The 25256-nt window shown below is 71.5% G+C and carries 22 protein-coding genes; 6 read left to right on the plus strand and 16 right to left on the minus strand.

The annotated features are described in order from the left end of the window. Positions 1 to 2: 2 nt before the first annotated feature. On the plus strand, positions 3 to 1595 hold the full coding sequence (locus ACIQCJ_RS23620) for a DHA2 family efflux MFS transporter permease subunit (protein WP_355332705.1): 1593 nt from the start codon (positions 3 to 5) through the stop codon (positions 1593 to 1595). A gap of 77 nt (positions 1596 to 1672) precedes the next feature. On the opposite strand, the gene ACIQCJ_RS23625 is transcribed toward ACIQCJ_RS23620, so the two are convergent. After that, positions 1673 to 2479: a M15 family metallopeptidase gene (locus ACIQCJ_RS23625; RefSeq protein ID WP_391160907.1), complete on the minus strand. Its 807-nt coding sequence runs from the start codon at positions 2477 to 2479 to the stop codon at positions 1673 to 1675. A 122-nt stretch (positions 2480 to 2601) separates the two neighbouring features. Here ACIQCJ_RS23625 and ACIQCJ_RS23630 point away from each other — a divergent pair, with 122 nt between their 5' ends. After that, on the plus strand, positions 2602 to 3171 hold the full coding sequence (locus ACIQCJ_RS23630; RefSeq protein ID WP_391046467.1) for a dihydrofolate reductase family protein: 570 nt from the start codon (positions 2602 to 2604) through the stop codon (positions 3169 to 3171). Positions 3172 to 3205: 34 nt separating this feature from the next. Here ACIQCJ_RS23630 and ACIQCJ_RS23635 read toward each other — a convergent pair whose 3' ends face one another. The 8 genes from ACIQCJ_RS23635 to ACIQCJ_RS23670 all read right to left on the minus strand — a co-directional run bounded on the left by ACIQCJ_RS23635 (position 3206) and on the right by ACIQCJ_RS23670 (position 12540). Next, positions 3206 to 3787, minus strand: a complete 582-nt coding sequence (locus tag ACIQCJ_RS23635; RefSeq protein WP_391046469.1) for a hypothetical protein — start codon at positions 3785 to 3787, stop codon at positions 3206 to 3208. Continuing rightward, on the minus strand, positions 3784 to 4650 hold the full coding sequence (locus tag ACIQCJ_RS23640) for a hypothetical protein (RefSeq protein WP_355332693.1): 867 nt from the start codon (positions 4648 to 4650) through the stop codon (positions 3784 to 3786). The genes ACIQCJ_RS23635 and ACIQCJ_RS23640 overlap by 4 nt, the downstream gene beginning before the upstream one ends. Next, positions 4647 to 6254 carry an AMP-binding protein gene (locus ACIQCJ_RS23645; protein ID WP_401306973.1) on the minus strand — a complete coding sequence of 536 codons (1608 nt, stop codon included), beginning with the start codon at positions 6252 to 6254 and terminating at the stop codon, positions 4647 to 4649. Before ACIQCJ_RS23645 ends, ACIQCJ_RS23640 begins: the two co-directional genes overlap by 4 nt. An 11-nt stretch (positions 6255 to 6265) precedes the next feature. Further along, positions 6266 to 6625: a DoxX family protein gene (locus ACIQCJ_RS23650; protein WP_188280096.1), complete on the minus strand. Its 360-nt coding sequence runs from the start codon at positions 6623 to 6625 to the stop codon at positions 6266 to 6268. A gap of 201 nt (positions 6626 to 6826) precedes the next feature. Next, positions 6827 to 7141, minus strand: coding sequence for an acyl carrier protein (locus ACIQCJ_RS23655; protein WP_188280097.1), 315 nt, complete (start codon positions 7139 to 7141; stop codon positions 6827 to 6829). A 51-nt stretch (positions 7142 to 7192) separates the two neighbouring features. Then, the gene (locus ACIQCJ_RS23660; RefSeq protein WP_402712435.1) at positions 7193 to 8920 is read right to left on the minus strand and encodes an acyl-CoA dehydrogenase; all 1728 of its coding nucleotides are present in this window, start codon (positions 8918 to 8920) and stop codon (positions 7193 to 7195) included. After that, on the minus strand, positions 8917 to 10797 hold the full coding sequence (locus tag ACIQCJ_RS23665; protein ID WP_402712437.1) for an acyl-CoA dehydrogenase family protein: 1881 nt from the start codon (positions 10795 to 10797) through the stop codon (positions 8917 to 8919). Before ACIQCJ_RS23665 ends, ACIQCJ_RS23660 begins: the two co-directional genes overlap by 4 nt. Before the next feature lie 3 nt (positions 10798 to 10800). Next, on the minus strand, positions 10801 to 12540 hold the full coding sequence (locus ACIQCJ_RS23670; RefSeq protein WP_402712439.1) for a fatty acyl-AMP ligase: 1740 nt from the start codon (positions 12538 to 12540) through the stop codon (positions 10801 to 10803). Between the two features lie 500 nt (positions 12541 to 13040). On the opposite strand from ACIQCJ_RS23670, the gene ACIQCJ_RS23675 reads away from it, so the two are divergent. Next, positions 13041 to 13775 carry a hypothetical protein gene (locus tag ACIQCJ_RS23675; protein ID WP_355332681.1) on the plus strand — a complete coding sequence of 245 codons (735 nt, stop codon included), beginning with the start codon at positions 13041 to 13043 and terminating at the stop codon, positions 13773 to 13775. Between the two features lie 611 nt (positions 13776 to 14386). Beyond that, positions 14387 to 15694, plus strand: coding sequence for a methyltransferase (locus ACIQCJ_RS23680; RefSeq protein ID WP_355332678.1), 1308 nt, complete (start codon positions 14387 to 14389; stop codon positions 15692 to 15694). A 105-nt stretch (positions 15695 to 15799) separates the two neighbouring features. Here the strand turns inward: ACIQCJ_RS23680 and ACIQCJ_RS23685 are convergent, their stop codons facing one another. The 6 genes from ACIQCJ_RS23685 to ACIQCJ_RS23710 all read right to left on the minus strand — a co-directional run bounded on the left by ACIQCJ_RS23685 (position 15800) and on the right by ACIQCJ_RS23710 (position 22288). Continuing rightward, positions 15800 to 16006: a hypothetical protein gene (locus ACIQCJ_RS23685; RefSeq protein ID WP_391046484.1), complete on the minus strand. Its 207-nt coding sequence runs from the start codon at positions 16004 to 16006 to the stop codon at positions 15800 to 15802. A gap of 174 nt (positions 16007 to 16180) precedes the next feature. Continuing rightward, positions 16181 to 17938 carry a thiamine pyrophosphate-dependent enzyme gene (locus ACIQCJ_RS23690; RefSeq protein WP_355332673.1) on the minus strand — a complete coding sequence of 586 codons (1758 nt, stop codon included), beginning with the start codon at positions 17936 to 17938 and terminating at the stop codon, positions 16181 to 16183. Between the two features lie 94 nt (positions 17939 to 18032). Then, positions 18033 to 19613: an FMN-binding glutamate synthase family protein gene (locus tag ACIQCJ_RS23695; protein ID WP_401721382.1), complete on the minus strand. Its 1581-nt coding sequence runs from the start codon at positions 19611 to 19613 to the stop codon at positions 18033 to 18035. Between the two features lie 105 nt (positions 19614 to 19718). Next, complete coding sequence (locus ACIQCJ_RS23700; RefSeq protein ID WP_355332670.1) at positions 19719 to 20855, minus strand: glutathione-independent formaldehyde dehydrogenase; 1137 nt, start codon at positions 20853 to 20855, stop codon at positions 19719 to 19721. Between the two features lie 173 nt (positions 20856 to 21028). Next, a complete protein-coding gene (locus ACIQCJ_RS23705) occupies positions 21029 to 21736 on the minus strand; it encodes an HAD family hydrolase (protein WP_401721388.1) in 708 nt (235 codons plus the stop codon). Positions 21737 to 21781: 45 nt separating this feature from the next. Further along, complete coding sequence (locus ACIQCJ_RS23710) at positions 21782 to 22288, minus strand: DUF6328 family protein (RefSeq protein ID WP_355332664.1); 507 nt, start codon at positions 22286 to 22288, stop codon at positions 21782 to 21784. A 147-nt stretch (positions 22289 to 22435) separates the two neighbouring features. Between ACIQCJ_RS23710 and ACIQCJ_RS23715 the strand changes: the two genes are divergently transcribed. Further along, a complete protein-coding gene (locus tag ACIQCJ_RS23715) occupies positions 22436 to 23401 on the plus strand; it encodes an LLM class F420-dependent oxidoreductase (protein WP_402712440.1) in 966 nt (321 codons plus the stop codon). Between the two features lie 57 nt (positions 23402 to 23458). Here ACIQCJ_RS23715 and ACIQCJ_RS23720 read toward each other — a convergent pair whose 3' ends face one another. Further along, positions 23459 to 23998: a GNAT family N-acetyltransferase gene (locus ACIQCJ_RS23720; RefSeq protein WP_402712441.1), complete on the minus strand. Its 540-nt coding sequence runs from the start codon at positions 23996 to 23998 to the stop codon at positions 23459 to 23461. 104 nt (positions 23999 to 24102) lie between these two features. On the opposite strand from ACIQCJ_RS23720, the gene argC reads away from it, so the two are divergent. After that, positions 24103 to 25131, plus strand: coding sequence for an N-acetyl-gamma-glutamyl-phosphate reductase (argC, locus tag ACIQCJ_RS23725; protein WP_355332655.1), 1029 nt, complete (start codon positions 24103 to 24105; stop codon positions 25129 to 25131). Positions 25132 to 25256: the final 125 nt, after the last annotated feature.

Below are 25256 nucleotides of genomic sequence, written 5' to 3' on the forward strand. Positions count from 1 at the left end.
GAATGAGCAGCACGGAGACCAGGAAATGGTGGGCACTCGGAGCGATCGGGTTAAGCCTGCTGGCCGTCGGCGTCGACTCGACCATCCTCAACGTCGCCGTCCCCACGATCAGCAGTGACCTCGGCGCCTCGACCAGCCAACTCCAGTGGATCGTCGACAGTTTCACGCTGGTCCTGGCCGCGGTCCTGCTGCCCGCGGGCCTGATGGGCGACAAATACGGCCGCAAGAAATTCCTGCTCGCCTCGCTGATCCTGTTCGGCGTGGCCTCGCTCGCCTGCGCCTACTCCAACACGGCGACCGAACTGATCGCCTCCCGCGCGCTGTTGGGCCTGGCGGGCGCCTTCCTCGTGCCGCTGAGCACATCGGTGCTGCTCAACATCTTCGAGAGCGAGGAGGAGCGCACCAAGGCCATCACGGTCGTGGCGATCTCCACAATGCTCGGCCTGCCGCTCGGCCCGATCGTCGGCGGCGCGCTGCTCAACCACTTCTGGTGGGGCTCGGTCTTCCTGGTCAACGTGCCGCTCGTGGCGCTCGGCAGCTTCGCGGTCGCGAAGCTGGTCCCCGAGTCCCGCGGCAGCGCGGGCATCGGCATCGACTACGTCGGCGTCCTCATCTCCAGCCTCGGCCTGACCGCCATCACGTACGGCACGATCGAGGCCGGTGTACGCGGCTGGGGCGACACCGTGGTGGTGCTGGCGATCGTCGGCGGCGCGCTGGCCCTGGTGCTGTTCACCTTCTGGGAGCGCCGGGTCACCGCCGCGGGCGGCAGCCCGCTGGTGGACCTCGAACTGTTCCGCAGCCGCGGCTTCGTGTGGGGCTCGGTCCTCGCCACCGTCGTCAGCTTCGCGATGTTCGGCCTGATCTTCGCCCTCCCGCAGTACTACCAGGCGGTGCTCGGGACCGACGCGCTCGGCACCGGCCTGCGGCTGCTGCCGCTGATCGGCGGCCTGCTGGTCGGCGCCAGCGTCGTCAACAAGCTCCCCGCGCAGCTCGGTCCGCGCGCCGTACCGGCGCTCGGCTTCGTGCTGATGGGCGTCGGCCTGTTCATCGGCATGGCCACCTCGACCACCTCGGGCTACGGGTTCATCGCCATCTGGCTCACGATCATCGGCGCCGGACTCGGCATGTCCCTGACCCGGACGATGGCGGCGGCCCTCAACTCGCTGTCCAAGGAACGCAGCGGCGTCGGGTCGGCGTTCACCCAGGCGGTACGGCAGGTCGGCGGTGCGATCGGCGTGGCCGTGCTCGGCTCCGCGGCCAACTCCACGTACCGCGGCCACCTGGACCTCGGGAAGTCGCCCCAGCAGATCCAGGACGCCGCCGGTCGCAGCCCCGCGGCGGGCGTCGCCGTGGCGGCCAAGCTCAAGAGCCAGGCCGTTCTCGACGCCGTCCGCGACGCGTTCGTCGTCGCGATGCACACCGTGCTGCTGGCCTGCGGCGTCATCGTCGTCGTCGCGGCCGTCCTGGCCCTGGTGTTCCTGCCCAAGCGCGCCGCCCTGCCGCAGGACAGCGACGACACGGCGGCGTCCGCCGCCTCCGAGGGCGGAGACCCGGGCGGCCCGCCGCCCGGCCGCGCCTCCGGCTCCCTCGCCTGACGCCCGACGACTGACGCCCGCCGGAACGGCCCGCCGCCGAGCCCTCAAGGGGCGGCGGCCGGGCCCCGGCTCCGGGGTCAGTTCAGCGACGACCGCGCGACGGGGAAGTCGAAGTAGGTGTCCGGGTAGGGCTCGTGGTCGAGGGTGTAGTGCCACCACTCGACCGGCAGGTTGGTGAAACCGGCGGCTTCCATCGCGTTCTTGAGGGTCAGCCGGTTGGCCAGTTGGACGCCGGTGATCCGCGGGTCCAGGGTGTTCGCGAGGGTGTCGAAGCAGTCGAAGCCGGTCCCCATGTCGATCGAGTTGTCGGGGAAGCGGTCGGCGCGGGCGCCGTAGCACGGGGTCAGCGGCTCGCCGGGGACGTAGGCGCGGGTCTTGGCGGCCGGAAGCCTGACGATGGTGAGGTCCATCGTGCTGCCCCGGCTGTGGCCGGACTTCGCCGCGATGTAGCCGTCGGTGAACAGATCGGCCTTGTTCTCGTCCGGGTAGAACTCGCCTTTCATCTTCTGGTCGTTCAGATCCTCCGCCCAGCGGACGAAGTGGTCGACGGCGCGCTGGGGGCGGTAGCAGTCGTAGACCTTCAGCGAATACCCGGTCCTCAGCAGTGCGCGCTGCACCTTGTGGAGTGCCAATGCCGCCGGGCGGGTGAGGACGCACATCGGCTGGACGTAACCGTCCACCGGCGCTCCGACGAAGTCGTGCGCAGTGGCGTAACGCATTTCCTGGATGATCGAGCGGTCGACCGAACCGAGGGCGACGAATCCGGGCGGTGCCTTCGCGTCGTCCGCGACCGCCGCGGGTGCGGAGAGGGCCAGGGTCGAGGCTAAGCTGACCAGCGCGAGGAAAAGCGCGCGCGGCGTCATGGAATGCGCGGTGCGTGACATGCGTGCAGGTATACCAGCCTGGATACGAGCCGATCAACGACGCGAGATTCTCCGGCAATTGCGTGGGGTATGTCGAGATATCGGGTCGTGACTTTCGCATTCGCCATGGAGGAGGACTTCTCATGCGCAAGGTGACCTATTCGATGAACGTCTCACTCGACGGTTACATCGTCGGGCCGGACGGCGACTTCAACTGGACGGAGCCGGACCCGGACGTCTTTCGCTCCTGGATCGACGAGATCCGGCAGATCGACGTCCATCTGCTGGGGCGGCGGCTGTACGAGACGATGCTGTACTGGGAGACCGCCGACCACGATCCGCCGATGGACGCCGCCCAACTCGAATGGGCCGCGCTCTGGAAGCCGCTGCCCAAGGTGGTGTTCTCCACCACGCTGTCGGAGGTGGAGGGTCGCGCCCGGCTGGCCTCCGGCGACCTGGCGGGGGAGATCGAGCGGCTGCGGGCCGAGCCGGGGGACGGCGACATCGCGATCGGCGGCGCGACGCTCGCAGCCCAGGCCGCCGCCGCGGGCCTGATCGACGAGTACCGGGCACGCGTCTACCCGGTACTCGTCGGCGGCGGCGTCCCGTTCTTCCCCCGGGACGAGCACCGGGTGGACCTCGACCTCGTCGAGACCCGCGCGTTCAGCTCCAGCGTGCTCTACCTGCGCTACCGCGTGGCGCGCCGGGCGTGAGCCGCGTCCCGCGTGCGGGAGCGCACCGCGCGTCTCAGCGAGCGGCGTCCCCGGCGAGGGCGCGGTCCGCACCGTGACCCCGCTCCGGTAGCGGGACGCTCATCTCCCGCAGCCCGTCCAGGAGTCCCGCGAGCGCGTCCAGGTCACGCGCGACCCACGACGACACCGACATCACCGCGAGGTTGTCGACCAGCGAGGTCACCGCCACGACCGGCACACCGGCCGAGAACGCGGCCTGCATCTCCATGGCGGTGCCCATGCTGAGCGTGCGGCCCGGCAGGAAGGCGATGCACAGGTCGCAGTCGGCCGCCTCCCGGGTCATCTCGTTGAACGTGGCCCGCAGCGCGGCCAGTTCCGCGGGCAGCGACCCGAGGTCGAGCACCGGGGGAACGTCGCCGATCAGCTTGCCGATCACCGACATCGTCGTCGGGTCGGCGAGCTGACGGGTGACCCCGGTGCTCGGGTCGAAGCACTCCGCCTCGGGGAAACGCGCCCGCACCAGAGCCGCGATCTGCTCGCGATAGCCCTGGTCGTCGATCCGCAGATCGGCGTTGGCCCCCTGGATCGTGCCGGCGATGAAAACGCGCCGAAGCTCCATGCGCTCCCGATTCGTCATGCGTCCTGCAAGGAGTAGCCCGGCAGGTCCGTCCGGTGATCGGCGATCTTCTGATACACCTGCGCGGCCGACACCAGATGCTCCTCGATGTCCGCGCGCCCCAGGCCCGTACTGCGCTCCAGGTCCGCCCAGACCGCCGAGGCGTGCGCGCCGTCGCCGTTGCGGGACGCCACGCCCTGGCCGGACCGCAGCCAGATGTCGGCGGCCGAGAACTCGCGGTCGGCGAAGCCCTTGAGCGGGATGATCGCCTCGGCGGTCACCTCCGCCCCGGCCACCAGCGCCCGGATCGACACGCTGTTCTGCTCGGGGTGGGTGAGCAGCCCCAGCATGTCGGACGAGAAGTCGGCGTACACGAACTCGTTCTCCGAGCGCAGCGTGAAGTGCCTGCTCAGGATGTACGTGTCCTTCTCCACGCTGTACTTGGAGTAGCTCAGCCGGATCCGGTAGCCGTGGTCGGAGGACCGGTACACCGCCGCGAGCCGGCCGGGGTGCCGCCCGCCCCGGGCGTCCAGCCTGACCGGCGCGGCGTCGACCTCGACCGACGAGTGCCCGGCCGCGACCTCCCGCGCGGGGAACCGGATCGGCGTCAGGTGCAGGAGGTACGGGTCGAGCACCACGACGTCGCCGCCGGTCTCGAAGACCGCCGCTATGTGCCGGAGATCCTGGAGGATCTTCGCCTCGGGCGCGCCGAGCGCCGTCGCGCGCTCCGCCACGTAGAGCGTCTGGTAGATGCACGCCAGCCCGTGCCGCGGATCGGGCGCGCTCTTGTGGTACCAGTGCAGGTATTCCGTCCCGCTGTTGTACGGGACGGTCCGCAGCACCGACTCCAGGGCGGTGCCGTACGGATCGCGCGTCGCTGTCACGTGAATCGCTCCTCCAATACGGTGTCGTCGGCGCTTTCCTCGAACACCATCGAGCGCAGTTCCTTGCGGCGCACCTTCCACGTGGACGTCCGCGGAAGGCGGTCCCAGGGGATGAACACCGGGGCCGCGAGCGGTGCCAGACCGCGCGTCACCTCGGCCCACTCCTCGGCGGTGAGGTCCGGTCCGTCGAGGCTGACGACGGGGACGGGACTCTGGTCGCCGCGGGTCAGGACGATCACCTCGACGGCGTTGTCGATCCGGTCCAGCAGCTCGCTCTCCAGCTCCGTGGCGCTCCCGCCCGGAATGGCGTCCACCGCGCGGTCCACGAAGTGGATCCGGCCGAGGGCGTCCCGGTGGCCGACGTCACCGGTGTTCCACCAGGCGCCCTTCCACTTCTCCGCGTAACGGTCGGACTCGCCGACGTAGTCGACGCAGATCGACTTGGCCTTCGCGAACAGCACGCCGACCTCGCCGCGCTTGACCGGCTCGCCGGTCTCGGGGTCCGCGGCCTTGACGCTCACCAGCCCCGGCCAGGGGTTGCCCATCATGTTCATGTTCCCGCCGGAGGCCGCACGGCGGTTGATCTGACCGCGGGTGTAGCCGAAGCCGGCCATCGGGCCGACCTCGCTCTGGCCCCAACTGTGCCCCCACAGCACGAACCGGCGCTCGGAGGCGTTCACGAACGGCCGGGCGATGGAGGGGTGCATCAGGTCGAAGGTGTTCATGTAGTAGCGGACCCGCGCGAACAGCTCCGGCCTGCGCCGTACCAGCGGCACCCAGCGCTGGAAGACGTTCGGGGTGGCCTCGATCGTCGTCGGCCGGGCCCGGTCGAGCACCCGCTCGACGTCGTCGGCCTCGTGGCTGCTGGCGATGACCAGCGCTTTCGGTGCCCACCGGAGCTGCGCCATGGCCCAGGCGTAGGCGCGCGAGTGCGCGAACGATATGGAGCTGAGCGCGATGTCCTTCTGGCCGTTGACGGCGAGCGGCATCGGCAGCAGCTCCAGGCGGGTGCCGGCCCGGCAGGAGTCCGCGGTGTGCGCGACGAGCTTCGGCGTGTTCGTGGTGCCCGAGGTGTGCGTGATCATCATCGGCTCGCTGTCGGCCCGTAGATCGAGGGCCGGGACGGCGCTGCCCCGCAGCCCGTCGATCGTGAGCAGACCGGCTCCCGCGTCGGCGCCGTCGATCAGCACGGTGGTGCCGAACGACCGCAGGTCCACCCCGACGCGGTCGGCCGCCTCCAGCACGTACGAGGAGATCACGGTGACCGAGGGGTCGAGCCGCTTGAGCATCACCGCCAGGTGCTCGGGGTAGTTGGCCCCCGAGATCGTCGCCGCGGTGGCGCCGATCCGCGCGGCCGCGGCGGCCAGCAGGATCATGTCGAAGTGATTGCGCTTGACGACGGCGATCCGGTCGCCCTTGCGCGCGCCGGCCTCGTACAGCCAGGCCGACGCCTCCCGCACCAGTTCGGCCAGCGCGGCGGCGTCGTAGTCCGCGCCGCCGTCGGGAGCGATGTCGAACGGCCGGTCCAGGATCAGCTCGGTGGTGCGGGACTGCTCGACGTGCCAGTCGAACAGCAGCCCCAGGTTCTTCGGCGGCTTCTTCATCCGACGCCTCCTCAGACCGCGAACGAGACGATGAAGGCGGCGACGGCGATGGCCAGGAACCCGAGGCAGTTGACCCAGAACTCCTGCTTCAGGAAGCGCGCCCGGATGTGCGCGAACGACGCGCACAGGAAGTAGACGATCACGCCGACGTTCGCGGCGAAGCCGATGCCGTCGTGCTTGATGCCCACCAACAGGCCCACGATGGCGAGGGTCTTGACGACGATCAGCACCCACCACCAGTCCCGCGGCAGGTTGACTCCGTCGAGGCAGACCTGGATGAACTTCGGCGGGCGCAGCGACATCAGGACATCGGAGGCCAGCAGTACCGCGAGCACGATCTGCGGCCACGACGGGCTGGGGCTGAGGTGCATTCTCGTTTTCCTTTGGTTCGGTCGGCATCTGCGGGGGAGGGGGGACCCTCCGGGCCGGAGCGTCCGGCGGTCGGAAGGCGGGGGTTCGAGCGGATGACGGCTGGTGTGCGGGCGGACGACGGCTGGTGCGGGCGGACGGCCGCCGGGGCCGGGCGGAAGGTCGACCGCCGGGTTCGCGTGGGCGGCGGCCGGTGTGTTCCGTCAGGCCGGTTCCGACCGCGGCCCGAGTGCGTCGAGCAGGTACGCCACGAGCGCGTCCACGGTCCTGTGGTCCCACGCCACCGTGGGCTCGACGACCAGGTCGAACTCGTCCTCGATGTCACCGCAGAGGCTGAGCGCCGCCACGGAGTCGAGGCCATAGTCGGTCAGCGGCGCCGTCGGATCGATCTCGTCGGCGGACAGCCGGGTGTAGGCGGCGACGTGGCCGACCAGCCACCCGGCCAGCGACTCGGCCGTGTGCGGCCGCGGTGTGCTGTCGGGGCGGGGCGCTGAACTGCCGGTAGTCGTGTCGGTCACGGGTTCCTCCAGATCCGAGTAGGGGTTCTTGGTACGGGGCGGCGGGCGCCGTCAACCGGCCAGGGCGGTGTCGTAGAGATCGAAACCGCGGCGCTCGGTGTGGCGGCGCAGCAACTCCTCCCACACCCGCCCGGCGCAGTCGGGGGGCAGCCCGGCGGGACGGCGGCCGAGGCGCCGGACGAGGCGGTCCAGGGCCGCGGCGGCCCACGCCGGGTCGGCGAGGAAGGAATCCCCGCCCCGCGCCCGTGCCCGGCGCCACACGCCGAGCACCGCGGCACCCGCCAGCACCACCGCGTAGCGGTCCGACAGCGCGAAACTCGCGGGCGAGGCCAGCGCCGTACGGTCCAGCGGCGCGAGCGCGAGGCTCTCCGCCTGGATCAGGCGCAGTTCGTCGGTGAGGTGCAGCGCCAGCGCGCGCACGGCCGCCTCGTGCGGGGTGCCGTCCGGCGCCGTGTCCGCGGCGGCGACCAGCGACGCGCTCAGGCCGTCCCGGTCGCCGGTCAGGGCGAGCCGGTCGAACGGAATCCCCGGCAGATCGGCGCGCGGGTCGAACAGGGCGTCGGGGGCAGGTTCCGTCCTGAACCAGGAACGCCGGGCCAGCCGCGGCAACTGCGGGATGATCGTCGCCTGGCACGCCGCCGCGCCCGCGTGGCCCAGGCTGAGCACCGGCAGGTCCCTCAGGTGCTTCTGGAAGACGCCGAACTCCCCGTCGCGCAGGTAGAACCGGGCGCCCAGCACGACCGAGAGACCGTGGACGGCCTCGCCCAGCAGTGTCGGCACCAGATACTTCACCGCCGAGGCGTAGACGCTCGCCTCGTCCGGCAGCAGGTGCACGGCGCGGGTCCCGACCAGGCAGAGGCAGTCGCTGATGAGCAGGTCCAGGAACGCGCCGCCGAGCGTGGCCCGCGCCTGCGGTATCTCGGCCACCGTCCGCTTGTAGAGGTGCCGTCCCCGCGCGAAGGACACCACCGTGCGCAGCGCCGTGTCCGCCGCGCCCAGCGCCATTCCCGGCAGCGCGCCGCGGGTGAGCTGGAAGGAGCGCAGGGCCACGTCGGCGCCGTGCCCCAACTGCCCGACGAGCGCGTGCTCCGGGACCGGTGCCCGGTCGAAGTCCAGGCCGGACAGCAGGCAGCCGCGTACGCCGACGGTGCCGTAGCGGGGCAGTACGGTCAGCCGCTCGGGCGCCACCTCGGCGCGCTCGACCATCAGCACCGAGTGGCTGCGCGGCCCCGGCGCCGGGTCGGTGCGGCTGAACAGCAGCCATGCCTGGGCCCGTTCGGCGTTGTTGATGACCTGCTTGGCGCCGTGCAGGACGAACGAGCCGTCGGACCGCACCCGCGCCTCGAACTCGTTGCGCAGGAAGTCGTTGCCGTGCGCGAGTTCGTGGTACGCCACGGAGACCCGGCCGCCGCCCAGCAGGATCTCCGCCAGCCGGGCCCGCTGCCGTGCGTCGCCCTCGGTCCACACGTTGACCGCGGCCATGAACGACGTGACGCCGTAGCCGAGTCCGAGTGCCACGTCCCGCCGGAACACCTCGCGCAGGACGCGTGCCAGCGAGTCGATCCGCTCCAGCCGGCCGCCGAGCGCCGTGGGCACGAACTCGGCGTTGAGGCCGAACGCGTCCAGCAGCTTCTCGCCGTCCGCGGACAGCTCACCGGCCTCGTCGGCCGCCAACAGCCGCGCGTTGCCGACCGGGTTGGCCGGGTCGGCGGGATCGCCGAAGGCGGCGTTGAGTTCGGCGACCCGGGCCGCCACGCGCGCTTCCTGACCGTCCGTCATGTCGCGCTCCTCACTGCCGCCGCCGAAGGGGGTGCCGGTGTCGGCGCGTGGCCGGTCGCGGCGGTCCGGTCGGTCTCCCGCGCGGGGCCGTCCGGGCGCAGCGACAGCGGCAGCAGCGAGACCAGCCGTCCCTGCGCGTGCAGGGCGCCCGCGGCGTCGAGCACGTCGTCCAGCGCCTCGGGGTCCGCCGTGTCGGGCACGCCGAGCGCGGTGAGCAGCCGGGCGAGGGCGGCCCGCAGCCACAGGGCGTCCCGCCACAGGGGCGCCGTCGCGCCCGTCTCCGCCTCGATGTGGCTGTGCGTCCACAGGCCGACGCAGGCCGCCGCGGCGAAGCACAGCGCGAAGCGCCGGGCGGCCTCGAAGGCCGCCGGCGGCGTCTCGGTCTGCGCGTCCTGGAACCCGGCCATCTCCGCGTGCACCTCGTCCACGACGGTCAGCAGCCGCCGCGCGGCGCGCAGGGCGGGCTCGACCGCGCGATCGCGCGCGGCGAGGCCGCGCAACTCCTCGACGCAGTCGGGCAGCGCGGCCAGGACACCGCTGCCGTGGCGGGCGATCAGCGAGAGCCGGTCGACGGCGACGGCGGGCAGCGGCGCGGACAGGCGGAAGGCGGTGACCGCTCCCGGCACGTCCCCGGTACCGCGCTCGTGGGCCCGCACCAGCAAACGGAACTGGCTGATCAGCGAGTTGAGGTTGACCAGGGTGTTGCCGTCGAAGAGGCCGACGATCCGGTGGTCCCTGTCCACCTTCTGGAACCGGCCGCCCGCGTAGACGTCCTTGAGGAAGGCGCGGGCGCCGAGCAGCCGGGTCAGCGCGGTGACGACCGCCTCGGTACGGGTCGGCACCAGGTACTTGGTGACCGCCGAGACGACCGAGAGTTCCGCCGGGAGGGTCTGCACCGCGCGGGCCACGACCAGCGTCAGCGCCTCGTCGGCCAGCACGTCGGCGGCGCTCTCCGCCAGGGTCCTGCGTGCCTGCGGCAGTTCGATCAACGACCGGCCGTACAGGCCGCGTTCGGCGGCGAAGTCGAGACCGAGCGCGAGCGCGTGGTCGGCGGCGCCCAGGGAGAGCGCCGCGCACATGGTGCGCGTCAACTGAAGCGCCTTGAGCACCGTCTCCAGGCCGCCCCCGACCTCGCCGACCACGGCGTCGGCGGGGACCCGGGCCCGGTCGAAGGCGATCCCGGAGATGTCCGCGCCGCGGATGCCGTGCGTACGCACCTTGTCCAGGTGCCGGTAGGCGTCGGCGGGCATGTCGCGCTTGTCCACCAGCAGGACGGAGTAGCCACGGGGGCCGCCCGCCGGATCGGTACGGCAGAGCACGGACAGCAGGGCGCCGCGCGTGGCGTTGTTGATCAGCCACTTCTCGCCGCTGAGCAGGTAGCCCGCGGCCGGCGTCCCGGTGGGCGAACCGGTGGGCGCGGTACCGGTGGCCGGTGTCCCGGTGGACGGCTCCGCGACGACCTCGCCCGCCAGCAGGTCACTGCCGTGGGCGCGCTCGGTCAGCGCGAGAGCGACCGGCAGCCGGGAGGCGATGGCCGCACCGAGCCGACGGGACTGCTCCGCCGAGCCGTTCACCCAGACGCACACCGCGCCCAGATACGTCTTGCCGTGCGCGATCGCCACCGTCAGGTCGCGGCGCGCCACCGTCCGCATGAGCTGCACCAACTGCTCGTAGTCCGTCAGCCGGCCGCCGTGGGCGGCGGGGACGTAGAACTCGTGCAGGCCGAGCCCGTCCAGCAGGTCGCAGAGCGCGGCGGGGAACTCCTCGCGCTCGTCCAGCTCCAGGCTGCGGGCATGGCTGAAGAGCGTGCCCGGCTCCCTCGGATCGCCGAGATCCCATTCCAGCCGCTCGGCGAGGCGGTGAGGTGTGTGGTCCACGGCTCAGCCCGCCGAGGTGACCAGTGGCCCGGCCACGAGGTTGGCCACCTGTTTGTCGAGATTCTGGTGGACCGCGCCCAGCCGGTCCTCCAGCAGCAGCGACCGCATCAAAGTGCGCTGGATCTTGCCGCTGGTGGTCTTGCGCACCGTGGCCGGGCGGACCAGCAGCACACTGCAACTGGCCTGGAATTCACGGCGGACGTGGGCGCGTACCTCGGCGCACAGCTCCGCCGGGTCCTGCGCGGCGCCGCGGCGGAACTCCTGCACCAGCACGAGGTGTTCCTCGCCGTCGTCCACCGAGAACGCCGCCCCGGCGCCGCCGCGGAAGGCCGGGTGCAGGGACTGCACCTCGCGCTCGACGTCGTGCGGGTAGATGTTCCGCCCGTTGATCAGGATCATTTCCTTCAGGCGGCCGGTCACGTAGAGCTGCCCCGCGTCCAGGACGCCGAGGTCGCCGGTGCGCAGCCAGCCCGGGTCCGAGCCCGCCGCCGACACGATCGCGGCGTCGAAGATCTCGGCGTTGGTGTCGGGACGCTTCCAGTACCCCGACGAGACGCTGGCGCCCTTGACCCAGATCTCGCCGACGCCGCCCTCGGGCTGCTCGCAGCGCTCGTCCGGATCGACGATCTTCACACTGAAGTCGGCCGGGTCGACCACGCCGCTGCCGACCAGGTCGCGGGTGCCGCCGCCCCGCGGCGCGTCGCGCAGCCGCCCCTGCTCCAGGGCCGCCGCGTCCACGGTACGGAAGACGGGATTCTGGTCCGCCCGCACGCCGGAGATCAGCAGTGTGGTCTCGGCCATGCCGTAGCAGGGGCTGACGGACTCGGGCCGGAAGCCCGCGGGCGCGAAGCGCTCGGTGAACGCGCGCACCGTCTCCGCCCTGATCGGCTCGGCCCCGTTGGAGGCGTGCTGCCACTTGCTCAGGTCCAAGGTGGCCAACTGCTCGTCGGTGACCCGGCGCAGGCACAGGTCGTAGCCGAAGTTGGGGCTGCCGCTCACGGCGACGCCGTACTCGCTGATCATCTGCAACCAGCGCACCGGCCGCATGAGGAAGGAGACCGGGGACATCAGCGCGGTCGAGCCGCCGACGTACAGCGAGTGGAGTATGTGCCCGATCAGGCCCATGTCGTGGTACGCGGGCAGCCAGCACCCCATGCGGCTGTCCTGGTGGGTGCCGAGGACGTGCTGGATGGCGAGTTGATTGGCCATCAGGTTCCCGTGGGAGACCATCACACCCTTGGGCTCGCTGGTGGAGCCGGAGGTGTACTGGAGGAACGCCAGCGAATCTGCGGTGAGTTGAGGACTGGTCCACGCCCGCGCGTCGCCCTGGGCGGGGTCGTCACTGGCCAGGACGGCGACGCCGGTCACGCCCGACTCGCGCAGCCAGGCGCTGACGGCGGGTTCGTTGGCGCAGTCGGTGAGCACCGCGCGGACCTCGGCGTCGCGCACAATGCCGGTGAGCCGGGCGGCCTGGTTGCCCTGGTCGCCGGGAAGCGGCGCCGGCACCGCGACCGAACCCGCGTAGAGGCAGCCGACGAAGGCCGCGACGAAGTCCAGGCCCGAGGGGTAGAGCAGGAGCACTTGTCCTGCGACGGCGCCGTGTTCCTGTAACCAGGAGGCGATCCGCTTGGCCTCGGCGTCCAGCGCCGCGTAGGTCAGCCGCTGCGCCTCGGCGCCCGGCGTGCTGCCGGGCAGGAAGAAGTACGCGTCCTTGTCCGGCAGTTCAGCGGCATGACGCAGCACAAGCTCGGTGAAATGATTCGGCCTTCGCAAGATCGCCCCCGATCTCAATCTCGCCCACGGCTGAACCTCCAGCCGGCAGCGACCAATAGACGTTGTCGCGATCGGACGGCGCACCCCCGTATTCGGGCGCGGTCGATCGCGGCAACGACACTCAAAAATCTATTGCGAATTCACATCGCTCGGCCCGTGGATCCCCGGGAAGCACTGCGCCGAGCTCTGATTCCTACCCCGTGTCATCAGTCAGATCCGTCGTTGAAGACCGACCTATGGCTGACTGGCGGTCGTGACAGTACCAGACGCCCGAGGCGTGCGCGCCGGTAACGACCGAGCTCTCAACGGGACTTCGTCCATAATGTGCGGTTACCTGCGGGGGAGTCGGCGTCGGGTCGCGGCGGAAGTGAGGCGTGGGGTTCCGGAGTCGGCGGCCGGGCGGGACATTCGAAGCCCGGCGCCGCGAAAACCGGTCGAACGCGTGGTCGGCGCGCTGTTACGGTCTGTGTGTGGCGAAACTCAATCAGATCATCGCGGTCGAGAAGGGCGTCAAGTCCAAGGCGCAGCAGGAACTGACGACCGCTCATCACGACTTGCAGAAGCCCGCGTTGCTTTCCGGGATCTCGCGGAGCTATCAGCCGAAGGACGAGGAGGGCGAGCAATTGCCGCCCGAGTCCACCCGGGTGCAGGTCAAGGCCGAGAATGTGCTGCGGGACACCGCCGCGGCGCTCACCCGGCTCTTCGACGTGACCGCCACCAAGGACTGGGCCAACTGCGAGGCGCGCGCCGATGTCACGGTCGACGGCCGCACTGTCGTCAGCGACGTGCCCGTGTCGTATCTGCTCTTCCTGGAGAAGCAGCTCACCGACCTCAACACCTTCGTGCGCAAGCTGCCGGTGCTGGACGCGGCCGAGGGCTGGAATCTGGACGCCTCCACGGACGCCTGGAAGACCGAGCCGGTACGGACGATCCGCACCAAGAAGGTCCCGCGCAACCACGTGAAGGCCGAGGCCACCGAGAAGCACCCGGCCCAGGTCGAGGTGTACTACGAGGACGTGGCGGTCGGTTACTGGACCACGGTGAAGTTCTCCGGCGCGCTCCCCGCCCGCCGGGTGAACGAACTGCTGGACCGGGTCGAGAAGTTGCAGCAGGCGGTGAAGTTCGCCCGCGAGGAGGCCAACGGCACGGAGGTCACCGACCGGCGCGTCGGCGAGGCCGTGTTCGGGTTCCTGTTCGCGCAGTGACCCCCCTAGATCCCCTCCGCCGGAGCGCGGAGGGTGCGCCAGGAGCGCAAAGCTGAAGCTGAAGTTTGTCGTGAACGACGCGGTTCCAGTGGGGGTTCGAGTCCCTCGCCCCGCACCACTCGCGGGGGTAGCCCAAATGGCAGAGGCAGACCGCGATCAATCTCAGACTCTCGCTCCAGACTCAGCAGTCGCCGCCGATCACCGGATCGATCGGCCGCGGGCAAGGTCGTCAGGTGCAGGTTCGAATCCTGTCTGGTCCTCTTTCACGGGCCGGTAGTTCAACGGTAGAACGAGTCGACATCAGATTGACCCGCGGCCTCAAGTGCGCCGGTGTGTGCACGGGGCGGCACTTCGAGGGGCCCGGGGGCTGGACATGCCTCCGGGTCCCGCTCCTTGCCCGCGTGGAGCCCAGCGCCCGGCCCGCGGCGGTGAAGGAGCCGTGCCCCGCCAGCTCGGTGAAACCCCCGCGTAAGCGGCTCCGAGGGGGGCCTGAAGGGGGTCCCGAGGGGGGCTGAAGGGGGCCCCGAGGGGGGTGGCCCGACCCCCGTCCGACGCCTCACGGCCACCGGCCGACCGCTCAGTGGTGGCGTAGCGGTTAGCCTGTGAGCACCATGATCCGATTCACGACGCCCTGGGGTGACCTCGACCTCACTCGCTTCCCGCAGGACCCGCGCGACCAACTGCGGGCCTGGGACGCCGCCGACGCGTACGCGCTCCGGCATCTCGCGGACACCCGAGCCGACACGAGAGCCGACGCTCGGGCGGACCCGCGGGCCGACGCGCGAGGCGACACCCGCACCGGTCAGCGGGCCGATCCGCCGGGCGACGCCCGCGCCGGTTCCCGTCCCGCCGCGCAGGCGGACGGCGCGGCCGGCGGGCGTACGGCGGCCGGGTCCGTGGACCTGTCGGGGACCGTCGTCGTGGTCGGTGACCGCTGGGGCGCGCTGACCACCGCGCTGGCCGCGCACCGCCCCACCCAGATCTCGGACTCCTTCCTGGCCCAGGAGGCGACCCGCGCGAATCTGCTGCGCAACGCGCCGGAGGAGGCCGACGGCGTCCGGCTGCTGTCCACCCGCGACACCCCGCCGGACCGCGTGGACGTCCTGCTGATCAGGGTCCCCAAGAGCCTCGCGCTGCTGGAGGACCAGCTCCACCGCCTCGCGCCCGCCGTGCACGAGGGCACCGTCGTGGTCGGCACCGGCATGACCACCGAGATCCACACCTCGACGCTCAACCTCTTCGAGCGGATCCTCGGACCGACGCGTACGTCACTGGCCGAGAAGAAGGCGCGGCTGATCTTCTGCGCCCCGGCCGCGGGCCGGACCCGTACCGCCAGCCCCTGGCCGATCACCTACGCGCTGCCGGACGGCATCGGCGCGGTCTCCGGCCGTACGGTGACCAACCACGCGGGCATCTTCTGCGCGGAACGGCTCGACATCGGCACCCGCTTCCTGCTCCAGCACCTCCCCGTCCGGCACGGCCCGGACCGCGTGGTCGACCTCGGCTGCGGAAACGGCGTCGTCGGGACGGCCGCCGCGCTCGCCAACCCCGAGTCCGCCGTGCTGTTCGCCGACGAGTCGCACCAGGCGGTCGCCTCGGCCGAGGCCACCTTCCGCGCCAACGCCGACCCCGCGACCAAGGCGGAGTTCCTGGTCGCCGACGGCCTGACCGGGGTCCCGGCCGAGAGCGCCGACCTCGTCCTCCTCAACCCGCCCTTCCACTCCCACCAGGCCACCACCGACATCACGGCCCGCCGGATGTTCACCGCCGCCCGTACCGTCCTGCGCCCCGGCGGCGAACTCTGGGTGATCGGCAACCGCCACCTCGGCTACCACCTCCGCCTGCGCCGCCTCTTCGGCACCTGCGACATCGTCGCCTCCGACCCCAAATTCGTGATCCTCCGCGCCACCAAGTCCTGACCGCGCCGCGCTCAGAACAGCTTCAAGCTCGTCCAACGACGACATGCGCTGCTCCAAGGCCGGTGCGGGGGTGAGGTGACGTCGCCAACCCAGCGGCGACCGCCGTCAGTCGCTGCCGCTGCCGGACCGGTTCAGGCGTCGGCGCTCCCGCTGTCGCCGGTTCCGCTCGGAGCCGCGCACCAGTTCACCGGCGGCGAGGGTCACCGACGCCACCGCGCGCACCCAGCGGGGCCCGCCGCGACTCGCCCACACCACGCACGCGCACCCGCCGACGACGACCACCAGCACGCCGATCAGTACCAGAGCGATCATGTTCCCCCATCTCCACGTCGGCCCGGCCGGAGTCGGCCGGACGACACCTCAAAGATCCCACGCGGGAGGCTACTTGGGACGACGGCTCGACGGCACGACGGCACTTACGGCACACGGTTCGACGGTCTGACGGCTCGATGCCCCGATGCCCCCGACCGCGCAACGCCGGTGCCCTCAGTGCGAGTTGTCGCCGGAGCTCCGGACGATCTCCTTCATCTTGGCGACGGCGAAGCCCCAGCCCTGCTCGACGGTGGGCTTGGCGGGAACGGCGATCTCGTCCGGGTTGGTGAGGACGTCCAGGAGCACCGGGCCCGGCGCGGCCAGCGCGGTGCGGACGGCGTCGTCCAACTCGTCGGGGTCGGTGACCCGGATACCCGTCAGGCCCAAGGCGGTCGCGACCGCCGCGAAGTCGGGGTTGTCCAGGACGGTGCCGAACTCCGGCAGCCCCGACTGCTCCTGCTCCAGTTTGACCATGCCCAGCCGGCGGTTGTCGAAGACGACGAGGGTGACCGGCAGGTCGTACGTCTTGAGCGTCATGAGGTCGCCGAGCAGCATGCTCAGGCCGCCGTCGCCGCAGAACGCCACGACCTGCCTGCCCCGGTCCAGCATCTGCGCGCCCAGCGCGTGCGGCATGGCGTTGGCCATCGAGCCGAGGTTGTACGAGCCCAGGAGGCGGCGGTCGCCGCGCATCTCCACGAAACGCGACAGCCACACGGTGGCCATGCCCGTGTCGGAGGTGAACACCGCGTCGTCGGCGGCGTGGCGGTCGACCGCCGCCGCGAGCGCCTCGGGACGGATGCCGTGCTCGCGGTTGTCCAGGGCGGAGCGGACGCGGCCGATCAGTCCCTTGTCGTGGTCGGGGGCCGCCAGCCGGGCCTGCCCCTCCCGCCAGGACGCGAAGCGCTCCACGGCCTGGTCCAGGTGCTTGCGGTCACGGGCCTTCGCCGACGCGGACGGTGCGGCGTCCAACTGGACCAGCAGGTCCCGTACGGTCGCGCCGACCTCGCCGACGAGGCCGATCTCGACCGGGACGCGGCGGCCGATGTGGGTGGGCTCGGTGTCGACCTGGACCACGGTGCGGCCCTCGGGATACCAGTCGCGGTAAGGGAAGTCGGTGCCCAGCAGCAGAAGGGTGTCGGCGTCCTGGAGTGCGGAGGCCGCCGCGGGGTTGCCGATCAGACCGGTCTGTCCGACCTGGAACGGGTTGTCGCCCTCGAAGCCCTCCTTGGCCTTCAACGTGAGCACCATCGGCGCCGCCAGCCGGTCGGCGAGGGCCATGACCTGGTCGCGGGCGCCCCGGGCGCCGCGGCCGACCAGCAGGGTGACGCGCTCGGCCCGGTCCAGCAGATCGGCGGCGGCGCGGACGGCGTCCTCGTCCGGCCGGGTGCTCGGCGTGGTGAGCGAGAAACGGGCCGGCCGGTCCGTGGACAGTTCCTTCTCCCCGATGTCGCCGGGGACCGACAGCACGGCGACGCCCTTGCGTCCCAGGGCGGTGCGGACCGCGGTCTCCAGCAGCAGCGGCATCTGCTCCGGCGAGGTGACGGTGGCCCGGAAGACCGCCACATCGCTGAAGAGCGCGTCGTTGTCGACTTCCTGGAAGTAGTCGCTGCCCAGCTCGGACAGCGGCACTTGACCGGCGATGGCCAGCACCGGGGTGTGGCTCTTGGCCGCGTCGTACAGGCCGTTGAGCAGGTGCACCGAGCCGGGGCCGACCGTGCCCATGCAGACGCCGAGGCCGCCGGTGAGCTGGGACTGCGCGCTCGCGGCGAAGGCCGCCGCCTCCTCGTGCCGACAGCCCACCCACTCCACGCCCTCGGTGGTGCGGATCGCGTCGGTCAGGGGGTTGAGGGCGTCGCCGACGACGCCGAAGACCTGGCGTACGTTCAGTTCGGCCAGGGCGTCCACGATGACGCGGGCAACGGTACGGGCCATGATTCCTCCAGCTCAGACGGTGTGGCGGTGTGGCGGTGCGCGCTTCGGGGTGCGGCCCGGTGCGCGGGGCAGCCGGTGCGCACAGCGGTACGGCTCAGACGGTGAAGCGGTCGGGGTCGGCGGCGGCCCAGTCGGCGGCCCACGAGGCGGGCGGTTCGGCGAGCAGCTGACCGGGAGCCAGCCACTCGTACAGTTCGTCATAGGAGCGGACGGTGTAGGGGTCGACACGCTGGCGCAGCATGTGCGGGCGCAGCTGCGACGGATCGGTGACACCCATCGACGCCATGATCTGAAGAGCGCTGGCGACGGTGGATTCCTGGAGCCTGCGCACCCGGACGGACTTGTCGCCGACGTCCAGCGCGCGGGCCCGCCGCGGGTCCTGGGTCGTGACGCCGACGGGGCAGGTGTTGGTGTGGCAGCGCTGCGCCTGGATGCACCCGACGGCGAACATCATGGCGCGGGCGGCGTTGCCGTAGTCCGCGCCCTGGACCATGCGCTTGACGAGGTCGCTGCCGGTGGCGATCTTGCCGCTCGCGCCGATCCTGACCCGGTCCCGCAGACCGGCGCCGACCAGCGCGTTGTGCACGGTGGTCAGGCCCTCGGTGAGCGGGGTGCCGACGTGGTCGGCGAATTCCAGCGGCGCCGCGCCGGTACCGCCCTCGGCGCCGTCCACGATGATGAAGTCCGGCGCGGTGCCCTCCTCGACCATCGCCTTGCAGACGGCCAGGAACTGGCGGCGCGAACCGACGCACAGCTTGAAGCCCGCGGGCTTGCCGCCCGACAGCTCCCGCATCCGGGCGATGAACCGGATCAGCTCACGGGGCGTGTCGAAGACCCGGTGGTACGGCGGGGACACGACGGTCTCGCCCTGCGGGACGTCCCGCACCCGGGCGATCTCGGCGTTGACCTTGGCCCCTGGCAGGACGCCGCCGATACCGGGCTTGGCGCCCTGGGACAGCTTCAGCGACACGCACTTGACGCTGTCGTGGGCGGCCTTGTCGGCGAACTCCCCGGCGTCGAAGTCGCCGTCGTCGGTGCGGCAGCCGAAGTAGCCGGTGCCGATCTCCCAGACCAGGTCGCCGCCGTGCCGCAGGTGGTACTCCGACAGGCCCCCTTCACCGGTGTCGTGCGCGAAACCACCGTCCGCCGCGCCCTTGTTGAGCGCCAGGACCGCCTGGGCCGACAGCGAGCCGAAACTCATCGCCGACACGTTCAGCAGCGCCATGTCGTACGGCTTGGCGCAGTCGGGACCGCCGATCCGCACCCGCGGCGGATCGTCCGGTACGGGCCGCGGCGCCATCGACGGCACCAGGAACTCGTGGCCCGAGCGGTAGACGTCGAGTTCGGTGCCGTACGGCTCCTCGGCCGCGGTGCCCTTGGCGCGTTCGTAGACGATGCTGCGGGTGTCGCGGTCGAAGGGGCGGCCGTCGAAATTCCGCTCGACGAAGTACTGCTGGAGCTCCGGGCGGATCTTCTCCAGCAGGTAGCGGGCATGGCCGATCACCGGGTAGTTGCGCAGCACCGAGTGGCGGCGCTGCGTCAGGTCGTACAGGCCGAGCAGCCCCAGCAGGGCCAGGACGGCGGCGGCCGTCCACCACCAGGGGCCGACCGCCACGGCGGCGACCGCCGCCGCGACGGCCACGAGCAGGGTCAGGGCCACGGCACCGGTTCTCATCACGTCGGGCTCCTTGCCCGCCCCGATCCCTCCATGCTGCCCGCCGGGTCAAGCTCCGGTCATCCCCGGCCCATGGTCGCGTCGGGCCGCCATCGTGGCCTCGGGTCAGGGGTGGAGCAGGACCTTCGTCCAGCCGTCGTCGCGCTTGTCGAAGTGCCGGTAGGCGTCGGGGGCTTCGTCCAGCGGGAGTTCGTGGGAGACCAGGAAGGACGGGTCGGCCCGGCCGGTGACGATCAGATCGCGCAGGGCGCGGTTGTAGCGCAGGACGGGGCACTGGCCGGTGCCCATGTGCTGACCCTTGGTGAAGAAGGTGCCGTAGTCGAAGGCGATCCGGCCGTGCTTGGCGCCCTCCTCGGCTGCTTCCGGGTCCTCGGGCATGTAGACGCCGACCACACCGATGCCGCCGGTGGTACGGACGGCCTTGACCAGGTTGTCCAGGACGAGTTCCGGGTGCTCCTGGCCGGACGGGTCGTGCGCCTGGTAGCCGACGGCTTCGACGCCGCAGTCCGTGCCGCGCCCGTCGGTGGCGTCCAGGATCTGCTCCACGGGGTCGGCCTCGGAGAAGTCGACGGGGGTGGCGCCGATGGACTCGGCCAGGGCGAGGCGGTCGGCCTGCCGGTCGACGACGAAGACCTGGGACGCGCCGCGGATCAGGGCGCTGTGCGCGGCGAGCAGTCCGACGGGTCCCGCGCCGAAGACGGCGACGCTGTCCCCGGCGCGCTGGCCGGCGAGTTCGGTGCCGTGCCAGCCGGTGGGGAAGATGTCGGAGAGCATCGTGAACTTGGCCTCGTGCTCGTCACCCGCGGGCAGTTCGAGCAGGTTGAAGTCGGCGTACGGCACGCGGAGCAGTTCGGCCTGGCCGCCGTCGTACGGGCCCATGTTGGCGTAGCCGTACGCGGCGCCGTCCATGCCCTCGGTGGGGTTGACGCGCTGGCAGAAGGCGGTCCAGCCGTTCACGCAGTTGCGACAGCTTCCGCAGGCGATGTTGAACGGCACCGACACCCGGTCGCCGGGCTTGATCCGGGTCACCGCGGGCCCGGTGTCCTCGACGATGCCCATGTTCTCGTGGCCGAGGATCTTGCCCCGCTCGACGGTCGTGCGGCCCTCGTACATGTGCAGGTCGGAGCCGCAGATGTTGGTGGTGGTGATCCGGACCAGCGCGTCGTTGGGCTGCTCGATCCGCGCGTCCGGCGCATCCTCGACGGAGACGTCGTAAGGGCCGTTGTAGACCAGCGCTTTCATGTCGTCGTTCCTTTCGAGAGCGGTCGAAACGGAACAATCACCCACAGAAGTGACAATTCCCTACTGTCCGCGTACCCGCGTCACATGATTGACACGTGTGACCGGGGGCCCGAGAGCGGGAAACTTTCCGCGACGGCGTCGTGACGCCACGCGTACGCCGGCCCGGCGGCCGGTCATCGGGGTGGCGTGGCGAGGACGCTGTCGTCCAGGTGGGTGAGCAGGTCCGCGACGGATTCGTAGACGGTTTCGGCTCCCGCTTCGCTCAACTCCTGGCGCGTCCAGCCGCCGGTGAGCACGCCGAGGCAGCGCACGCCCGCCTTGGAGGCCGCCTGCGCGTCCCATGCGGCGTCGCCGACGAAGACCGCGCGCCCGGCCGGGACCCCCGCCTTCTCCAGCGCCTGCCGTACGAGGTCGGGGGCGGGTTTGCTGGAGGACACGTCGTCGGAGGTGGTCACGGCGGTGATCGCCTCATCGGCGTCGAGGGCGCGGAGCATCACGTCGGCCTCCTCGCCCTTCGCCGACGAGGCGAGCACGACCTGCCAGCCGCGCGCCGCGCAGGCCCTGAGCAGGTCGGAAGCCCCGGGCAGCGGCACCAGCCGGGACCAGTACTGGGCGTAGAGGCTGTCGTGAGCGGCGCTGATCGTGTCGTCCTCGCCGTGGTCGCGGTCCTCGCCGAGCAGCGCGTCCAGCAGATGGTCACTGCCCATCCCGATCAGCCGGTGGATACGGGCCGTGCCGACCCGGTGGCCGTGCTGGCTCAGGGCCTCCCACCAGGCGACGGTGTGCAGATAGACGGTGTCCATCAGGGTGCCGTCGACGTCGAACAGCACCGCTCCGTCGGCGCGCCGCGTCTCACTGCCGGTGGGCTCTGACTCTGTCATGTCTCGCTTCTTTCCGTGTCCTGCTCCCCTGCGGGAACGTCGAGGTCAGTCGGACCCGTCCGCCGACAGGGCGCGGTGTCGCGCCACCGCGGGGAGGACGAGCCAGGCGAGGCCGAACCATACGACCATTCCCGCCACTATCGGGATCGCGACCGTCGCGCCACCGGCGACACGCAGGACGAGGAGCAAGGCCGTGGCCATGGTGCACACGAGCAGGACGAGACCCACCACGGTCAGACGCGACGCCCACGCGACCGTCTCGGGCTTCAGCCGCTGTCCCGTCAGCATCCGGTGCAGCGAGACGGGCCCCACCAGGGCGCCCGTCGTCGCCGCGCCCAGCATCACGGTCACGATGTACAGCGTGCGCTCGCCGTCGGACAGATGCGCGAAGCGCTGCTGGAACGGGACCGTCAGCAGGAAGCCGAAGAGGATCTGCACACCGGTCTGGACGACCCGCAGTTCCTGGAGCAGCTCGCCCCACTGCCGGTCGGCGCGCTGCTCCGGTGTCTCGTCCCTGCCGGGTGCGGCACTGCCGCCGGTCCCGCTTGTCATCCTGAAGCCACCTGCCCGTGTGCGATCGCGACGTGTCCTGACCGGGGGACCGGTCCCCCCTCTGCCCGTCCGTTACGCCTACCCCCGCACCGCCCCCTCAGCCGAGCGGGAGGTTTCCCGGCCGGGAAGATCGGCTAAACGCCTCGCATGGTGCAATTCGGATACACGATGATGACGGAGCAGGCGGGCCCCCGCGCGCTGGTGGACCATGTGGTCGGCGCCGAGCGGGCCGGATTCGACTTCTCCGTGACCTCGGACCACTACTTCCCCTGGCTCGATTCCCAGGGGCACTCCCCGTACGCCTGGAGCGTGCTGGGGGCCGCGGCCCAGGCCACGTACCGCATCCCGCTCATGACCTACGTGACCTGCCCGACCAAGCGGTACCACCCGGCGGTGATCGCGCAGAAGGCCGCGACGATGCAGTTGCTGTCCGAGGGGCGTTTCCGGCTCGGGCTGGGCTCGGGTGAGCAGCTCAACGAGCACGTGGTCGGCGGTGGGTGGCCCTCCGCGCGGACCAGGGTCGAGATGCTGGAAGAGGCGGTCGGGATCATCCGCGCCCTGCTCGCGGGCGATGTCGTGAACCACCGGGGCGCCCACTTCGAGGTGGACAACGCCAAGCTGTGGGACCTCCCGGACACCCCGCCGCCCCTCGGCATCGCGGTCTCGGGCGAGCGCTCCTGCTCGCTCGCGGGCCGGCTGGCCGATCTGGTGATCGCCACGGAGCCGAAGAGCGAACTGCTCGACGCCTTCGACGCGCACGGCGGTACGGGAAAGCCGAGGGTCGGCCAGCTCCCGGTCTGCTACGACCCGGACACCGACACCGCCGTCGCCCGGGCCCACGAGCAGTTCCGCTGGTCCGTGGGGCCCTGGCCGGTGAATGCGGAACTGCCGAATCCGGCGGCCTTCGCCGGAGCCAACGAGCACGTGCGCCCCGAGGACATCGCCGAGGCCATTCCCTGCGGCAGCGACCCCGACGTGTTCGCCGAAGCGGTCGCGTCCTACATCGACGCGGGCTTCACCGAGATCGCCCTGATCCAGATCGGCGGCGACCACCAGGAGCCCTTCCTCGACTGGTCGCAGAAGACGCTCCTGCCCGCCCTGCGCGCCCTCTGACTCCGCCGAGGGCCGCGCCGACGTACGGCTCGGCCGCTGCGACCGGGGCCCTCGGTCCTACGCGGATGCCGGGAGCGGCGGGCGCAGGCCCAGCCACTGCTCGGCGTCCCAGGCATGGAACCGCTCCACCTCGGTGAACCCGAGCTTGGCCGCGAGGCGCATCGAGGCGAGGTTGGCGCTCTGGGTGGCCAGGATCACCGGCTCGCCGGGCAGGACGCCGTCGAACCAGTCGAGCGCCGCCGCGCCCGCCTCGGCGGCGTACCCGAGGCCCCACGCCCGCGGCAGGAACAGATAGCCGAGATCGGCCTTCCCCCGGGCGGCCGGGCGGTGGCTCTCCGCCGCTCGCCTGAGCAGGAGCTGGCCGATCATCGCGCCGTCCAGCTCCACGACGAAGCTTCCCGGCCACTGCTCGGGCACCTCGGGCAGCTCGCGCTCCAGCTCGGCACGCCGCCGGGGGCCGCCGAGGTAGGTATGCACCTCCGGCGACGCCAGCAACTCGATGAACGCCGCCCGGTCACGCGCCTCGGACCCGCGCAGTACGAGCCTCGCGGTCCTGATCGGCTCGGGCGGCCAGACGACGGGCCCCAGGTTCGGCATGCGCGCAGCCTAGCAACGGGGGAAGTGCCGGTAGGCGGGGCGACGGGATCTTTGCATAATACTGCGTTGAAACGTATAGTCATGCCATCGACGAGGAGGGTTCGATGGTGGTGCGGGCAGCGGTGGCCGGGGGCAGCGGGTACGCGGGCGGGGAGGTGCTGCGCCTGCTCGCGGGGCACCCCGAGGTCGAGATCGGGGCGGTGACCGGGAACTCCAACGCCGGGCAGCGGCTCGGCGCGCTTCAGCCGCACCTGCTGCCGCTGGCCGGACGGGTGCTGGAGCCGACCACGGCCGAGGTGCTGGCGGGACACGACGTGGTCTTCCTCGCGCTGCCGCACGGCCAGTCGGCCGCGGTCGCGGCGCAGCTCGGCGACGAGGTGCTGATCGTCGACATGGGCGCCGACTTCCGGCTGACCGACGCCGCCGACTGGGAGAGGTTCTACGGCAGCCCGCACGCCGGGACCTGGCCGTACGGGCTGCCTGAACTGCCGGGCGCCCGCGCCGCGCTGGAGGGGTCCAAGCGCGTCGCGGTGCCCGGCTGCTACCCGACGGCGGTCTCGCTCGCGCTGTTCCCCGCGTACGCCGCCGCGCTGGTCGAGCCGGAGGCCGTCATCACCGCGGCCTCCGGCACCTCGGGCGCGGGCAAGGCGGCCAAGCCGCATCTGCTCGGCTCCGAGGTGATGGGCTCGATGAGCCCGTACGGAGTCGGCGGCGGCCACCGGCACACGCCGGAGATGATCCAGAACCTCAGCGCGGCGGCCGGCGAGCGGGTCAGTGTGTCCTTCACGCCCACCCTCGCCCCCATGCCGCGCGGCATCCTCGCCACGTGCAGCGCCAAGGCCCGCCCCGGCGTCACCGGCCACGACCTGCGGGCCGCGTACGAGAAGGCCCTCGCCGACGAGCCGTTCGTGCACCTGCTCCCCGAGGGGCAGTGGCCCGCGACCGCCGCCGTCTACGGCTCGAACGCCGTCCAGATCCAGATCGCGTACGACGAGAGCACCCACCGCCTGATCGCGATCAGCGCCATCGACAACCTGACCAAGGGCACCGCCGGCGGCGCGGTGCAGAGCATGAACATCGCCCTGGGACTCCCCGAGGCGACAGGACTCTCCACCATCGGAGTCGCACCGTGACGCACGGCGCGGCTCTGTGCCGGGCGGGCGGAGAAGGGAACGAGGAGAACCGGTGACCGACGCACGCGAGGCCGCCGGGCGGCAGGCAACGACGATCGGCGCGGCTCTGTGCCGAGCGGGCGGAG

It is taken from the genome of Streptomyces sp. NPDC093221 (assembly GCF_044753885.1).
In the GTDB taxonomy this organism is placed as follows: domain Bacteria; phylum Actinomycetota; class Actinomycetes; order Streptomycetales; family Streptomycetaceae; genus Actinacidiphila.